We start from the raw sequence: 14,541 nt of genomic DNA on the forward strand, positions 1-14,541 counted from the left end.
GGGCGGGGCGGCGCCTGCCCCGGCCCGGGCCGCCGCCGGTCCCGGCCGGGGTGGTCCGCCGCGGCCGGTCGCTGACGGGACGGCCGGATCAGCAGCCGCACTCGCCGTCGACGGGCGTGGTGAGCGGGTCGGGGTCGGGGCGCCGCGTCCCCTCCCACGTCGCGTAGGCGAAGCCCTCCCTCGCCCAGTACTCGAATCCGCCGAGCATCTCCTTGACCTGGTAGCCGAGTTCGGCGAGTGCGAGCGCGGCCCGGGCGGCCCCGTTGCAGCCGGGGCCCCAGCAGTAGGTGACGACGGGGACGGACCGGTCGAGGAGCCGCTCGGCCTGCGCGGGGATCTGCGCGGTGGGCAGGTGGACGGCCCCGGGCACGTGCCCCTGGTTCCAGGCGTCGGTGGAGCGCGAGTCGACGACGACGAAGCCGGGGTCGCCGCCGGCCGCGAGCGCGGCGGCGACGTCGGCGACGTCCGCGTGGAACGCGAGGCTCGCCCGGAAGTACGCGGCGGCCGCCGCGGGCGCGGCGGGCGGTACGCGCAGGACGGCGTGGGCGGGGGCGGGGGCGGTGGTCTGCGGTGTCGTGGTCATGTGCGGAAATCTACGAGCCCGCGATCACCCGTGGAAGGGGGATTCCCCGGCGCACGGCTTGTCCGGCCGGGGATCCCGATGCTATTCCTGCCGCATGACCGACTATTCCCCGGACGCCACCGACTGGCGCATCCTCGACGTCCTCCAGCGCGACGGACGGGCGAGCTACGCGGACCTGGCGCGGGCCGTCTCGATGTCGTCCAGTGCCGTCACCGAACGGGTGCGCAGGCTGGAGGAGTCGGGGGTGATCGAGCGCTACGCGGCCGTCGTGGTCCCGGAGCGGCTCGGGCTGCCGATCATGGCTTTCGTGCGGCTGCGCTACCCGACCGGCAACTACAAGCCGTTCCACGACCTCGTCGCCGTGACACCGGAGGTTCTGGAGGCGCACCACGTGACGGGCGACGACTGCTTCGTCATCAAGGTGGCCGCGCGCTCCATGCGGCACCTGGAGGAGATCTCCGGGAAGCTCGGAGCGCTCGGCTCGGTCACGACGAGCGTCGTGTACTCCTCGCCGCTGCCCGGGCGGGCGATCAGCCGCTGACCCCCTCGGCCGTACGGTGGCGGACCGCCGAGCCGTGCCGCCCCTTGACGACCTCCAACTGGGCGGGGATGCGCCGGCGCAGGTCGCCGACGTGGCTGACGATGCCGACGCTGCGGTCCCGTTCGCGCAGCGAGTCCAGGACGTCGAGGACCTCGTCGAGGGTCTGCTCGTCGAGGCTGCCGAAGCCCTCGTCGATGAAGAGGGTGTCCAGCCGCATGCCGCCCGCCTCGTCGGTGACGACGTCGGCGAGGCCGAGGGCGAGGGCGAGGGAGGCGAAGAAGGTCTCGCCGCCGGACAGGGTGGCGGTGTCCCGCTCGCGCCCGGTCCAGGCGTCCACGACGTGCAGGCCGAGACCGCTGCGGCCGCGGCCGGCGCGGTCGTCGGAGTGCACCAGGGTGTAGCGGCCCCCGGACATGCGGTGCAGGCGCAGGGTGGCGGCCGCGGCGACCTGTTCCAGGCGGGCGGCCAGGACGTAGCTCTCCAGCCGCATCTTCTTCTCGTTGTCGGCCGAGGTGCCGGCGGCGAGCCCGGCGAGCCGGCCCACCCGCTCGTACTCCGCGCGCAGCGGCCCGAGGCGCAGGGCCTCGGTGGCGGCCTCGCGGGAGAGCCGGCCGAGGTCGGCGGTCCGCTCGCGGGCGGCCGCGAGCGCCGAGGCGGCGTCGCGCGCGGTGCGCTCGGCGTGCTCGCCGGCCGCGACGGCGGCCTGCGGGTCGGCCGGGGGCTGCGCGGCGGCGGCCCGGGTGTCGGGTTCGGCGAGCCGGTCGGCGACGGCGGCTTCCTCCGCGTCCCAGGCGTCGAGCCGGCGCTCGATCGCGGTCTGCTCGGCCGGGGGCACGACGGCGGCGGCCGCAGCCTCCGGGCTCGGGAACCCCGCATCGTGGGCCGCGGTGGCGAGGCGGCCGTCGGCCTCCTTCAGCCGCAGGACGGCGATGTCGACGGCGCGGGCCGCCTCGGCGGCGTCGCCGAGGAACCCGGCCCGCCGTTCGAGCAGCGCGGCGTGCTCGGCGATGCTGCGGGCGCCCCAGCGCGATGCGGCGGGACGAGGGTCGCGACCGGCGACCGGGCCAGGGTCCGAGTGGTCCTGGCCGGCGGCCCGGACCATGTCGGGAGTCCGACCGCTGTCGGCGGCTCCGTTCGGGTCGGCGGCGGTCGGCGCGTCGGTGCCGGTGCCGGTGTCGTGCCGGTCTCCCGCCAGGGCGTTCCGCAACTGGTCCTTGATGGCGGCGAGTTCGTTGTCGAGCGCCTCGCGGCGAGAGAGGCAGGCCGCGATCCGCTGCTCGGCTCGCTGCCGGGTGTCGATCCGCGCGGCGTGCTCGCTGCGGGCCCGGTCGAGGGCCTCGGCGGCCGGGTGGGCGTCGGCCGCGGCGGCCCGGGCCTCGGTGTGCTCGCGGCGCAACCGGTCGGCCCGCGCGGCGAGTTCGGCCGTCGGCGCCCCGCCGGACTCGGCGCGGGCGGTCGCGCACTCCTCCCGCAGTGCGGCCAGGTCGCCCTCGGTCCGCTCCCGCCGCGCGCCGGCGTGCCGGTACTCCGCGTACGCGGCCTCCTCGGTGGCCCGGTCGACGTGGCCGGCCCCCGGTCGCGCGGGTGCGGGGTGCTCGACCGCGCCGCAGACGGCGCAGGGCCGCCCGGGGGCCAGCTCGGCGGCGAGTTCGGCGGCGACGCCCCGCAGACGGCGCTCCTTGAGGTCGAGCCACCGCTCGTGGGCGGTGTTGGCCAACTCCCTGGCCTCGTCGAGCAGGACGCCGGTGTCCGCGAGGCGCAGCTCCAGTTCGTCGCGGCGACGCGCCGCCTCCAGCCGGTCGCGGGCCGGCTCCAGTTCGCCGGACAGGGCCTCGGCGCGGAGGACGGCGGAGCGGGCGTCCTCGATGCGGCGTTCGAGGCGGCGCGACGTGTCGTCCCACCCGTCGAGCCAGGTCTCGGCCTCTTGGCGCAACTCGTCGTCGTCCCGCTGCTGCCGGTCGAGGCGCTCGCGCTCCGCGCGGATGTCCGCCGCCCGCCGCTCCGCCCGGCGGGCGGCCTCCAGGGCGCCGAGCTCCTGGCGGAGCTGCCGCTCCAGCGCGGCGAGCCGGTCCGCGCCGGCGTCGGCGAGCGCGTCCGGGAGTCGTCCGCGGGCGCGGTCCCGCGCGGCGAGGGCATCGGTGTGCTCCCGCTCGACGTCGGCGCGCAGGGCGAGCGCGGGGGCGACGAGGGCAGCCTTGTGGGCGCGCTCCAGGCGGGCGTGCAGGCGGTCGTGCTCGGGTCGGCGGGCGGTGAGCTCGTCGGCGCGGCGGCGGGTCTCCGCGTGCCGCAGCTGGAGGCGGTGGAGGTCCCGCTGCTCGTCCAGGAGGCGGCGGGCCGCGGCCAGCCGCTCCTCGGCGGCGGTGAGCGCGAGGGCCGCGGAGTCCTGCCGTTCGCGGGCCTCGGCGCGGGCGAGGGCGGCCCAGGTGAGGACGGCGCCGGCGAGCCCCGGGTCGCCGGGGCGGGCGTCGACCTGGGGCCATTCGCGCGCACCGGTGCCCGCGGCCTGCCGCATGCGCTGGGCGAGGGCGAGGAGCCTCTCGTCGCCCTCCCGGACCTGGTTCTCGGCGGCGCGCTTGAGGTGGGTGAGCCGCTCCTCGACGGCGGCGAAGCGGCGGGTGTCGAAGAGGCGGCCGAGCAGCTTGCCGCGCGCCTCGGCGTCGGAGCGCAGGAAGCGGGCGAAGTCGCCCTGCGGGAGGAGCACGACCTGGCAGAACTGCTCGCGGCTCATGCCGAGCAGCTGCCCGATCTCCTCGCCGATCTCCTGGTGGGACTTGCTGATCCCCTGCCAGCCCTCGCCGGGCCGGTGCTCGCGCAGGAGGGTGACGGCCTTCTCCTGGGTGACGCCGTCGCCGCGCTTCTTGGGGCGGTCCTGGGCCGGGCGGCGGGTGATCTCCAGGCGGCGACCGCCGGCGGTCAGTTCGAGGACGACCTCGGTGACGGTCCCGGTCGGCGCGTGGTCGCTGCGCAGGGCGTTGCCCTGCCGGGCGCCGGGTACGGCGCCGTAGAGGGCGTAGCAGACGGCGTCGAGGACGGAGGTCTTGCCGGCGCCGGTCTGGCCGTGGAGCAGGTAGAGGCCGGCGGCGGTGAGGGCGTCGAAGTCGATGCGCTGGGGGGCGCCGAAGGGGCCGAAGGCGCTGATCGTCAGCTGGTGGAGCCTCATCGGGCGACCTCGTGGCGGGCGTCGTCGGCGCGGACGTCGTCGAAGGCGGCGTGCAGGACGGCGCGTTCGGCCGGGTCGGGGCCGGCGCCGCGGACGTGGGCGACGAAGTCGTCGGCGATCTCGTGGTCGCCGCGCCCGCGCAGCCGCTGCGCGTAGGAGGCGCGGGGGTCGCCGTCGGGGCGCTCGGGTGCGAAGAGGAGGCTCAGGACGTGCGGGAACCGCTCGGTGAGCCGTGCCATGGCGTCCTCGGGGCGCTGCGGGTCGGTGAGGGTGACCTCGAGCCAGGCCGCCGCGTGCCGCGCGTGGGCCGGGTCGGCGAGGACCTCGTCCAGCCGGCCGCTGATCCGGGCGAGCGGCCGGGGGACCGGGCAGTCGACGCGCTCGGCGGTGATCTCGGCGCCGGGCCCGAGGTCGACGAGCCACATGGTCTTGCGGTGGTCGGCCTCGGAGAAGGAGTACGCGAGCGGTGAGCCGGAGTAGCGCACCCGCTCGGTGATCCGCTGGCTGCCGTGCAGGTGGCCGAGGGCCACGTAGTCCACCCCGTCGAAGACGCCGGCCGGGACGGCGGCGACCCCGCCGACGGTGATGTCCCGTTCGCTGTCGCTCGGCTCGCCGCCGGCCACGAAGGCGTGGGCGAGCACGACCGACCTGGTTCCGGGGCGGCCGGCGAGGTCGGCGCGCACCCGGTCCATGGCGGCGGCGAGCACGGGCTCGTGTCCGGCCCGGTCGGCGTCGAACTCCTCGCGGACGAGGGCGGGCTCCAGGTAGGGCAGGCCGTAGAACGCGACTTCGCCGTGGTCGTCCGACAGCAGGACGGGCTCGGCGCAGCCGGACGGGTCGGTCCGCAGGTGGATGCCGGCCCGCTCGATGAGGCGCGCGCCGACGCCGAGGCGCCGGGCGGAGTCGTGGTTGCCGGAGATCATGACGGTGGGGACGCCGGCGTCGGCGAGCCGGTGGAGCGCCCGGTCGAAGAGGTCGACGGCGGCCAGCGGCGGCACGGCCCGGTCGTAGACGTCCCCGGCGACGAGGACGACGTCGACCGCGTGCTCGCGGACGACGTCGAGCAGCCGGTCGAGGTAGGCGGCCTGGGCCTCGAGCAGACTCTCGCGGTGGAGCGACCGGCCCAGGTGCCAGTCGGACGTGTGCAGCAGCCTCATGGGCCACGAGGTTATCGGCAGGCACCGACAGTCCGGGCGAGCAGGGCGGAACCAGGGCACCCGCCGGTGCGCTCAGGCCCCGTCGGTGTCTCCCGCGGACCCGTAGGCCTCGCCGCCGAGGTCGAGCCGCGCGGAGCCGGCCGTGGCGTCGGCCAGCCAGGCGCGGAACGCGTCGACCTCGGCGTCCGGGAGGCCCACCTCCAGGGTGACGGCCTCGCCGTAGGCCACGTCGCGCACCCAGCGGCCGGTGGAGCGGAGGTCGTTCTCCACCTTGCCGGCGCGCTGGTGGTCGACGGTGACGGTGACGATCCGGAAGCGCTGCCGGACGGTGGTGCCGATCGCGTCGAGCGCCTCGCCGACCGCTCCTCCGTAGGCCCGGATCAGTCCGCCGGCGCCGAGCTTGACCCCGCCGAAGTAGCGGGTGACGACGGCGACCGCGTAGCGCACGTCCCGCCGGGTGAGCATCTGGAGCATGGGCAGGCCGGCCGTGCCGCCGGGCTCGCCGTCGTCGCTCGCCTTCTGCACAGAGGCGTCGGCCCCGATCACGTACGCCCAGCAGTTGTGGTTGGCGTCGGCGTGCTCGGCGCGCACCCGCGCGATCACGTCCTGCGCCTCCCGCTCGGTCGCGGCCGGGGCGAGGGTGCACAGGAACCGCGACCGGTTCACCTCGGTCTCGTGTCGGCCGGGGCGGGCGACGGTGCGGTACTGGTCAGGCATGCCGCCAGCCTATGCGCACCCCCGGGCCGGGCCGCGGCGGCCGCAGCCGGCCGCGGTCCTCCGGCGGCGTCGGTCACTCGACGACGAGCTCGACGGGGATGTTCCCGCGGGTCGCCTTCGAGTACGGGCAGACCTCGTGGGCCTGCTCGACGAGCTTGCGGCCGGTGCCGTCGGCGGCGAGCGCCTCGGGCAGCTCGACCCGCAGGACGACGGAGAGCGCGAAACCGGGGTCGTCCTTGCCGATGCCGACCTCGGCGGTCACCGAGACCTCGCTGGTGTCGACCTTCGCCTGCCGTCCGACCAGACCGAGGGCGCTCGCGAAGCAGGCGGCGTAGCCGGCGGCGAAGAGCTGCTCGGGGTTGGTGCCCTGGCCGCTGCCCCCCAGGGCCGGGGGCATGGCGAGGGGCAGGTCGAGGACGCCGTCGGAGCTGACGGCACGGCCTTCGCGGCCGTTGGCGGTGGCGACGGCGGTGTAGAGCGCGTCCATGGGGGTCCCTCCGGTGTGCGACGAATTCCTTGACCCCATAACTGAAGCACACAATTTAATTGTGCACAACTGAATGATGCGCGCGTATCCTGGACGCATGGCGACGACAGAGCACCAGGGGGCCGCGCGGGCCGAGGACCACCTCCGCCTCGACCTGCAGATCTGCTTCTCCCTGCACGCGGCGACCCGGGCCTTCAACGGCGTGTACCGCACGGCCCTGAAGGACCTCGGCCTCACCTACCCGCAGTACCTCGCCATGCTGGTGCTCTGGGAGCACGGCGAACTGCCGGTCAAGCGGATGGGCCAGTTGCTGCGGCTCGACTCGGGCACCCTGTCGCCGCTCCTGAAGCGGATGGAGTCGGCGGGGCTCGTCGAGCGCCGGCGCAGCGCCCGCGACGAGCGCTCGGTGACCGTCCGGCCGACCGGGGCGGGCCTGGAGCTGCGGGAACAGGCGCTGCAGGTGCCCGGGCGGATCGCGGCCGCGACCGGCTACTCGCTGGAGCAGGCCGAGCAGCTCCGCACGGTCCTGGAGACGCTCACCGAACGGCTCGACCGTGCGGAGTTCGAAGCGCGGTCCGCCGAGGAGGACGCATGGGAAGGGGAGCCCACCGCCGCCGGGTCGCGCCCCGACGCCACGGGCCCCGGCGGATGCGCCGCCTCCTGACAAGGTCGCCAACCGGAATCGAGGGGCCCGGCCGCCGGAGCGCCGTCCCCGCGCCTCACGGCCCGGCGGTCACCGCCTCCGGCCGCTCGCACGTCCCCGCCACCGGCAGCGAGACCCGTTCCCGTACCGCGTCCAGGAGCGTCAGCATCACGTCGAGCACGTGCTCCGCGACCTCGCCCGAGGCCCGGTGCGGGCGGCCCGCGGCGAGCGCGTCGGCGAGGTCGGCGAGCCCGGTCCCGCGCCCCGCCCCCGGGTAGCCGGCCGACGGCGGGAGCAGCCGCCAGTCGCCGCCCGCAGGGCAGAACTCCACCGGACCCTCGAAGAGGTTCGGGTCGGGGACCGAGAGCGAGCCGTCGACGCCGTGCACCTCGATCCGCGGCAGCCGGGCCGCGTGGATGTCGAAGCTCATGATCAGCGTGGTCAGGACGCCGTTCGCGTGCCGCAGGACGCCGCTGATGTGCGTGTCCACCTCGACGTCGAAGCCGGTCCCGGCCCGCGGGCCGCTGCCGACGGTCCGCCGCCCGCGGGGCCGGGAGGCGATGCCGGAGACCTCGGCGACCGGGCCGAGCAGGTGCACCAGCGACGTCAGGTAGTACGGGCCCATGTCGAGCAGCGGGCCGCCGCCGTGCCGGTAGTAGAACTCCGGGTCGGGGTGCCAGCGCTCGGGGCCGCCGGTGGCCATGAAGGCCGTCGCCGCGACGGGCGTCCCGAGCAGCCCCTCGTCGACGGCGCGCCGCGCGGTCTGCACCCCGGTGCCGAGCACCGTGTCCGGCGCGCAGCCGACGCGCAGGCCGCCCGCGCGGGCCGCCGTCAGCACGTCCCGCGCCTCCTCGCGGCTGACGCCGAGCGGCTTCTCGCCGTAGACGTGCTTCCCCGCGGCCAGCGCGGTCATGGCGACGCCGGCGTGGACGGCCGGCACCGTCAGGTTCAGCACGGCGTCCACGTCCTCGCGCTCCACCAGCTCCGCGGCCGACGGGAGGACGGCCACGTCCTCCCCCGCCCGCCGCGCGGCCTCCTTCGCCCGGGCGGGGTCGAGGTCGGTGACGGCGGTGAGCCGCACGGAGTCGAGGCGGGCGAGGGTGTCGAGGTACTCGCCGCTGATCTTCCCCGCGCCCACCATGCCGATCCTCAGCGGCTCGCCCACAGCAGTCCCCTCTCGGTCAGCGCCCGCACCTCGGGCACGTCGAAGTCGTCCGGCTTGTGGCCGACGGTCGAGACGAACACCCGCCCGGCGCCCCGGCGGCGGGTCCACACCGCGGGCATCACCACCGGCTCGTGCAGGCCCAGCCCGAAGGCGCCGGCGGGGAAGACGGTGGTGGCCAGCACCTCGTTGAGCGCGTCGGTCGCGACCCAGTACTGCTCGGTGTGCACGGTGAAGTCGGACAGCCCGGCGACCACCGGGTGCTCCGCCCGCTCCGGCTCGATCCGCACCCGGTGGTCGTGGAAGCCGGCCGGGTGCATCACGAACCGGCCGCCGGTCAGGAGCTGGTGGTCCGGGTCGTCGCGGAAGGCGTCGACGATCCCCCCGTGCCAGCCGGCCAACCCCGTCCCGGCGAGCACGGCGTCCCGCAGCCCCGCGCTCTGCTCCGGCGTGATCTCCCCCATGGACCAGCACTGCACGACCAGGTCGGTGGCGGCGAGCAGTTCGGCGTCGGCGTAGACGTCGAGCGACTGCGAGGTGCGCACCGCGAATCCGTGCTCCCGCAGGAACGGCACGAAGAGGTCCGTGATCCTCACGGGCTCGTGCCCCTCCCAGCCGCCCCGTACGACCAGCGCCCGCTTCTCCCCGGACCGCGTCATGTCGGCACTCCCCCTCCGCCGGACCGGCTCTCCCGTCGAACGATCACGCGCCCACCCTCACCCGCGGCCCCGCACGAAGGGAAGACCGCGTCGGGAATCGCCGGGCGCCCGGCCCCGTTGTCGCGAGCGAGACATGCCCCGACCCACAGGGAGGCAGACCGTGTACGCCGACGAAGCGACCATCCGCAGGATCCTGACCGAGACCGGTGACACATGGGCGGTGGTCGGCCTCTCCGGCAACCGGGGCCGGGCGGCCTACGGCGTGGCCGAGGTGCTCCAGCGCTTCGGCAAGCGCGTCGTGCCCGTCCACCCCAAGGCGGAGACGGTCCACGGCGAGCAGGGCTACGCGTCGCTCGCGGACGTCCCCTTCCCCGTCGACGTGGTCGACGTCTTCGTCAACAGCGACCTGGCCGGCCAGGTCGCCGACGAGGCAGTCGCCGCCGGCGCGAAGGCCGTGTGGTTCCAGCTCGGCGTCATCGACGAGGCGGCCTACGAGCGCACCCGGGGCGCGGGTCTGGACATGGTGATGGACCGCTGCCCGGCCATCGAGATCCCCCGCCTCGGCTGAGACGGCGGCCGGCCGGCCCGCGGACACGGGATGCCGGCCGCCTCAGCGCACGCCCGGCACCGACACGGCCATCGTCATCCGCACCGGCTCGTCGCCGTCGTTGCGGTAGGCGTGCGCGGCCGAGCCCTCGAAGCAGGCCGAGCTTCCGCTGGGGACGCGGTGCTCCACGCCGTCGACGACGAGGGTGAGGACGCCGGCCGTGACGTGGAGCAGCTCCGCGGTGCCCTCGGGGTGCGGGTCGGAGGCGGAGTGCTCGCCGGGCATCAGGTGCCAGTCCCACATCTCGAGCGGACCGGGGGCCTCCGTCCCGGCGAGCAGCACGTTGTAGCTGCCCGCCTCGGTGGACCACAGCCGGACCGCCCCTTCGGGCGGGACCACCCGCACGAGGGGGCCCTGTTCGTAGTCGAGGAGCGTGGTGATGCTGACGCCCATGGCGTCAGCGATCTTGACGACCGTACCGATGCTGGGGTTGGTGCGCGCCTGCTCGATCTGGATGAGCATCCCGCGGCTGACGCCGGCGCGGGCCGCGAGCCCGTCGAGGGTGAAGCCGCGTTCGGAGCGCCAGCGCTTCACGTTGCGCGCGAGGTGCTGGGTGAGCTGATCGAGATCCGCCACGGGCCGGTCCGTCCAATATCGTGGATGCAGGAGTGCACTGCAGTGAACTACGGTGGGCTGCACCGAAGGTTCACCACACTGTACTGCGAGGCCCGTCATGACAGCTCTCTTCGCCCTGGCCACCACGTTGCTGTGGGGGCTCGCCGACTTCGGCGGCGGGCTGCTGGCGCGCCGCACGCCGGCGCTGACCGTGATCGTCGTCTCGCAGACGATCGCCGCCGTGGTGCTCGGCGCGATCGTGGTGGCGACGGGGGCGTGGCGGGAGGCCGGGTCCGGACTGTGGTTCGCGGTGGCGGCGGGGCTCGTCGGTCCGGTGGCGATGCTCTGCTTCTACCGCGCGCTCGCGCTCGGCCCGATGGGGGTCGTCTCGCCGCTGGGCTCGATCGGGGTGGCGGTGCCGGTGGGAGTCGGGCTGATCCTCGGCGAGCGCCCGGGGCTGCTGCAGTTCGCGGGGATCGCGGTGGCGGTGACCGGCATCGTCCTGGCCGGCGGCCCGGAGCTGCGCGGCGCACCCGTGCAGCGGCAGGCCGTGCTGCTCACGCTGGTGGCCGCCTTCGGCTTCGGCGCGGTGATGGCGCTGATCTCGGAGGCCTCCACCACGCTGACCGGCCTGTTCCTCGCGCTGTTCGTGCAGCGGGTGACCAACGTGGCCGTGGGCGGGACGGCGCTGCTGGCCTCGCACCGCCGGGGCGCTCCCGTCCTGCCCGCGGACGGCCGGCGGGTGATCGTCGCCACGCTGCCCGCGCTGGCCTTCGTCGGGCTCGCCGACGTCGCCGCGAACGGCACCTACGCGCAGGCCGCGCAGCTGGGCCCGGTGACCGTCGCCGCCGTGCTCGCCTCGCTGTACCCGGTGGTGACGGCGTTGGCGGCGCGGTTCGTGCTGGGGGAGCGCCTGCGGGCCGTCCAAGCGGCGGGTGCAGGGCTCGCCCTGGTGGGCTCGGTGCTGCTGGCGAGCTGATCCGCGGGCGGGAGCGACCGCGGGAGACGGCACTCGGGGGACGGCTCCCGGGCGCACCCTCGACGGGGGCCACCCTCGACGGGGCCCACCCTCGACGGATCGCTCAGGGGGCGCTCTCGGGCGGTGCCGTGGCCCACTCCTCCAGCGCCACGAGCTGCTCCGGCGTCACCCCGTCCGGGATCGGCACGGGCGCCGGCGTCCGCAGCGGCGGCTGCCAGCCCGCCTCCGGGCTCCAGCTCCGGACGACCCTGGCCGGCGCCCCGGCGACCACCGCGTGGTCGGGGACCTCGCCGCGCACGACCGCTCCGGCCGCGACCACGACGTTCCGGCCGAGGCGCGCGCCCGGGAGGATCACCGCCCCGGTCCCGATCCAGCAGCCGGGGCCGATGGCGACCGGATCGGTCCGCGGCCACTGCTTGCCCACGGGCTGGTGCGGGTCGTCGTAGGAGTGGTTCGTGGAGGTGACGTAGACGTACGGGCCGAAGTAGCAGTCGTCGCCGATGGTGACGGAGGTGTCGGCGATGACGTGGCTGCCGCGGCCGAGGACGACGCCGTTGCCCAGGCGCAGGATCGGGTGGGGGCCGAGGTCGAGGTCGGGCATCATCCCGGCCGTCAGGGTGACCTGCTCGCCGATGATGCAGTGGTCGCCGAGGTGGATCCAGGGCTCGCCGAAGACCGTCCCCTGCGGGAACGCCAGCCGGGTGCCGTGCCCGATGGCCCCGAAACGCAGCCGCCCGGGGTGTTCGGCGGTGACGGCGCCCGCCCGCTGGACGAACCGCCAACCCGCGTGGACCGCGCGCTGCGCCAGCCGGGCGGCCGTAGCGGAGGGCGTCGCTCTCTTCTTCGGCACCCGCTCACCGTACTCACGGGTAGCCCGCCGCCCCCGCCCCGTACGCTGTGATCTTCACCCCAACGGGCCAGGGACTCCCGGGGGCGGACGCCATCGAGAAGGAGACGGGCATGGCCACCGAGCGGCAGGCACTGGTAATGGGTATCGGCGGCGTGGAGCCGCGGATCGACCCGGGTGCGTTCGTCGCACCGACCGCCGTCGTGCTCGGCGACGTCGCCCTCGCCGCGGGGGCGAGCGTCTGGTACCAGAGCGTGCTGCGGGCCGACCAGGAGTCGATCACCATCGGCGAGCAGAGCAACATCCAGGACAACTGCACGGTGCACGCCGACCCCGGCTTCCCCGCGGTCGTCGGCGCCCGGGTCTCCGTCGGCCACAACGCGGTGCTGCACGGCTGCACGGTCGAGGACGACGTCCTGGTGGGCATGGGCGCCACGGTCCTCAACGGCGCCCGCATCGGGGCCGGTTCGCTCGTCGCCGCGCAGGCCCTGGTCCCGCAGGGGATGGTGGTGCCGCCCGGGTCGCTGGTCGCCGGGGTGCCGGCCAAGGTCCGGCGGGAGCTGACGGACGAGGAGCGGGCCGGGATCGCGCTCAACGCGGCCGTCTACGTCGATCAGTCGGCCCGCCACCGCGCGGCGCACGAGGGCTGAGCGAAGGAGCCGGGGCGGGGCTTCCGGGGCGGAACACCCCGCGAGCGCCCCGCTCCCGGCCGCCCGCCCCGGGACGGACCGTCAGTCGTTGGGCCGCAGCGTCCAGACCACGTTGACCTCGCCGGTCACCGCACCGTCCTCGCGCTGGATCGCGACGGCGACGGGGAACTCCGGCCGCCCGCCCCCGTCCAGCTCCGCGACGACGTCCGCGATCGGGCGGCCGAGGGTGGCGGTCGCGGTCACCACGCCGCGGGCCAGCTTCTTGAAGGCGATGTCCGCGTGGACGGGCAGGGGGACGGCCCGCCCGAGCTGGTCGCCGAAGGCGGCGATGACGATCGCGCCGCTGGCGGACTCGGCCAGCGTGAACATCGCGCCCGCGTGCGGTCCGCCGACGTGGTTGCGGTACTCGGGCTGGTCGGGCAGGCGGAGCACGGCCCGCTCGGGCGCCGTCTCCAGGTACTCCAGGTTCAGGGTCCGCACCATCGGGACCGTGGCGGCGAGCATCTCGCCGATCGTCGACTTCTGGTCTGCGCTCATGGCCGTATATTACTCGCTGGTAACCAGCCTTGACCATCCCCCTGCGGACCGTGGGGAGATGGGGCGAATCGTCCGCGACCGGACGGGTCCCGGGGCGGCCGTGGTGCCCCGCCGACGGCCCCTCTATGGTTACCGGTCATGTGGCCAGGACAGCAGCCGCCCGGGGGCGAGCAGAACCCGCAGGACCAGAACCGGAGCCAGGACCCCCAGCAGGGGCAGGCGCCGAACCCGTACCAGCAGGGCGGCGCTCCGACGCCGGGACAGCAGCCGGGCCCGTACGGACAGCCCGGACCCTATGGGCAGCCCGGCCCTTACCAGCAGCAGCCGGGCCCCTACGGACAGCCCGGACCGTACGGTCAGCCGGGGCAGCCGTGGAACGCGCCGACCACGCCGCTCGGCGGGCCCGTGCCCCCGCAGCGGGACGAGCGGGCGAAGACGCGGCTGATCGCGATCGTCGCGGCCTCGGCCGTCGTGGTCACGGCCGCAGTGACCGGCGTCGTGGTGTTCGGCGGTGACGACGGCGACGACGCCAAGCCGGCCGCCGCGAGTTCCCCCTCGGCCTCCAAGAAGCCGGAGCCGAGCGCGACGGCGAACCCGCGCGACGGCTCCAGTTCGGAGAAGCCGCAGGTCGAGGGCTGGAAGACGGTGGTGAGCACCAAGTGGGGCACGGCGTTCGACGTGCCGGCCGACTGGGAGCTCGCGTCGCCCGAGTCGTTCTACTTCTTCGAGGACGAGGCCAAGGACGACGGCAGCGCGATGATCGGCTGGACCGGTCCGGCCATGCTGAAGAGCGAGTGGTGCTCGATCGACTCCGACGGGGACGGCAGCAAGGAGAACCACGAGCTGGCCGCGGCGGGCAGCAAGGGCGCGGAGGGGGCCAAGGACCTCGACGACGTCGCCTACCAGACGGCCGGCACCTGGGTCCTGGCCGCGTACACCCAGCCGGACAAGAAGAAGGTGAAGATCACGAAGCCGGTGCCCTTCACCAGCACCTCCGGCCTCAAGGGCAGCGTGGCGACCGCGAAGTCGACCGGGGTCAAGAAGGAGAACCGCTGCGACACCGAGGGCAAGGCGGTCTCCTTCGGCTTCGAGAACGGCAACGGCGACTACGTCTCCTGGAGCCTGTTCGGCGCGGCCGGCGTCAAGGAGGAGTTCTCGGACGCGACGATCCAGCAGATCCTCAAGACGGTCCGGTTGACCGAGGCCAAGCCGACCGAGCAGTGAGCTGTGCAGCGGCCGGCCGCCCCGCCCCCGGGA

16 protein-coding genes are annotated in these 14,541 nt (G+C 75.2%); 6 read left to right on the forward strand and 10 right to left on the reverse strand.

Translation table 11 applies throughout. The features are described 5' to 3' along the window. Positions 1–88: 88 nt before the first annotated feature. On the reverse strand, positions 89–583 hold the full coding sequence (locus ACFWEG_RS24050) for a rhodanese-like domain-containing protein (RefSeq protein ID WP_387218747.1): 495 nt from the start codon (positions 581–583) through the stop codon (positions 89–91). Between the two features lie 94 nt (positions 584–677). Between ACFWEG_RS24050 and ACFWEG_RS24055 the strand changes: the two genes are divergently transcribed. After that, on the forward strand, positions 678–1,124 hold the full coding sequence (locus tag ACFWEG_RS24055; RefSeq protein ID WP_387218750.1) for an Lrp/AsnC family transcriptional regulator: 447 nt from the start codon (positions 678–680) through the stop codon (positions 1,122–1,124). Here ACFWEG_RS24055 and ACFWEG_RS24060 read toward each other — a convergent pair. The 4 genes from ACFWEG_RS24060 to ACFWEG_RS24075 form a co-directional block, all read right to left on the reverse strand. Next, entirely contained in the window at positions 1,114–4,284 is a 3,171-nt protein-coding gene (locus ACFWEG_RS24060; protein WP_387218753.1) for an AAA family ATPase, read from the reverse strand. The two genes, ACFWEG_RS24055 and ACFWEG_RS24060, sit on opposite strands and share 11 nt — an antisense overlap. Then, complete coding sequence (locus tag ACFWEG_RS24065) at positions 4,281–5,441, reverse strand: exonuclease SbcCD subunit D (RefSeq protein ID WP_387218756.1); 1,161 nt, start codon at positions 5,439–5,441, stop codon at positions 4,281–4,283. Before ACFWEG_RS24065 ends, ACFWEG_RS24060 begins: the two co-directional genes overlap by 4 nt. 72 nt (positions 5,442–5,513) lie before the next feature. Continuing rightward, a complete protein-coding gene (locus ACFWEG_RS24070) occupies positions 5,514–6,158 on the reverse strand; it encodes a YigZ family protein (RefSeq protein ID WP_387218758.1) in 645 nt (214 codons plus the stop codon). 73 nt (positions 6,159–6,231) lie between these two features. Next, positions 6,232–6,645 (reverse strand): organic hydroperoxide resistance protein, encoded by a 414-nt coding sequence (locus ACFWEG_RS24075; protein WP_387218761.1) that lies wholly within the window; start codon positions 6,643–6,645, stop codon positions 6,232–6,234. Positions 6,646–6,721: 76 nt separating this feature from the next. Between ACFWEG_RS24075 and ACFWEG_RS24080 the strand changes: the two genes are divergently transcribed. Continuing rightward, positions 6,722–7,309 (forward strand): MarR family winged helix-turn-helix transcriptional regulator, encoded by a 588-nt coding sequence (locus ACFWEG_RS24080; protein WP_387218764.1) that lies wholly within the window; start codon positions 6,722–6,724, stop codon positions 7,307–7,309. 55 nt (positions 7,310–7,364) lie between these two features. On the opposite strand, the gene ACFWEG_RS24085 is transcribed toward ACFWEG_RS24080, so the two are convergent. Both ACFWEG_RS24085 and ACFWEG_RS24090 read right to left on the reverse strand, forming a co-directional pair. Next, on the reverse strand, positions 7,365–8,453 hold the full coding sequence (locus ACFWEG_RS24085; RefSeq protein WP_387218767.1) for a Gfo/Idh/MocA family protein: 1,089 nt from the start codon (positions 8,451–8,453) through the stop codon (positions 7,365–7,367). Continuing rightward, positions 8,438–9,109, reverse strand: a complete 672-nt coding sequence (locus ACFWEG_RS24090) for a ThuA domain-containing protein (protein WP_387218770.1) — start codon at positions 9,107–9,109, stop codon at positions 8,438–8,440. Before ACFWEG_RS24090 ends, ACFWEG_RS24085 begins: the two co-directional genes overlap by 16 nt. A 133-nt stretch (positions 9,110–9,242) precedes the next feature. On the opposite strand from ACFWEG_RS24090, the gene ACFWEG_RS24095 reads away from it, so the two are divergent. Beyond that, positions 9,243–9,677: a CoA-binding protein gene (locus ACFWEG_RS24095; RefSeq protein WP_387218774.1), complete on the forward strand. Its 435-nt coding sequence runs from the start codon at positions 9,243–9,245 to the stop codon at positions 9,675–9,677. Between the two features lie 42 nt (positions 9,678–9,719). Here the strand turns inward: ACFWEG_RS24095 and ACFWEG_RS24100 are convergent, their stop codons facing one another. Continuing rightward, positions 9,720–10,292 carry a helix-turn-helix domain-containing protein gene (locus tag ACFWEG_RS24100; protein WP_387218777.1) on the reverse strand — a complete coding sequence of 191 codons (573 nt, stop codon included), beginning with the start codon at positions 10,290–10,292 and terminating at the stop codon, positions 9,720–9,722. Between the two features lie 97 nt (positions 10,293–10,389). Between ACFWEG_RS24100 and ACFWEG_RS24105 the strand changes: the two genes are divergently transcribed. Then, positions 10,390–11,250, forward strand: coding sequence for an EamA family transporter (locus tag ACFWEG_RS24105; protein WP_387218781.1), 861 nt, complete (start codon positions 10,390–10,392; stop codon positions 11,248–11,250). Positions 11,251–11,353: 103 nt separating this feature from the next. On the opposite strand, the gene ACFWEG_RS24110 is transcribed toward ACFWEG_RS24105, so the two are convergent. After that, positions 11,354–12,100 (reverse strand): acyltransferase, encoded by a 747-nt coding sequence (locus ACFWEG_RS24110; protein ID WP_387218784.1) that lies wholly within the window; start codon positions 12,098–12,100, stop codon positions 11,354–11,356. Between the two features lie 110 nt (positions 12,101–12,210). Between ACFWEG_RS24110 and ACFWEG_RS24115 the strand changes: the two genes are divergently transcribed. Continuing rightward, entirely contained in the window at positions 12,211–12,747 is a 537-nt protein-coding gene (locus ACFWEG_RS24115; RefSeq protein ID WP_387218787.1) for a gamma carbonic anhydrase family protein, read from the forward strand. An 81-nt stretch (positions 12,748–12,828) separates the two neighbouring features. On the opposite strand, the gene ACFWEG_RS24120 is transcribed toward ACFWEG_RS24115, so the two are convergent. Next, positions 12,829–13,284 carry a DUF4442 domain-containing protein gene (locus ACFWEG_RS24120; protein ID WP_387218790.1) on the reverse strand — a complete coding sequence of 152 codons (456 nt, stop codon included), beginning with the start codon at positions 13,282–13,284 and terminating at the stop codon, positions 12,829–12,831. 138 nt (positions 13,285–13,422) lie between these two features. On the opposite strand from ACFWEG_RS24120, the gene ACFWEG_RS24125 reads away from it, so the two are divergent. Beyond that, entirely contained in the window at positions 13,423–14,508 is a 1,086-nt protein-coding gene (locus ACFWEG_RS24125; protein WP_387218793.1) for a hypothetical protein, read from the forward strand. Positions 14,509–14,541 lie beyond the last annotated feature (33 nt).

It is taken from the genome of Streptomyces sp. NPDC060194 (assembly GCF_042728285.1).
Lineage (GTDB): Bacteria > Actinomycetota > Actinomycetes > Streptomycetales > Streptomycetaceae > Streptomyces.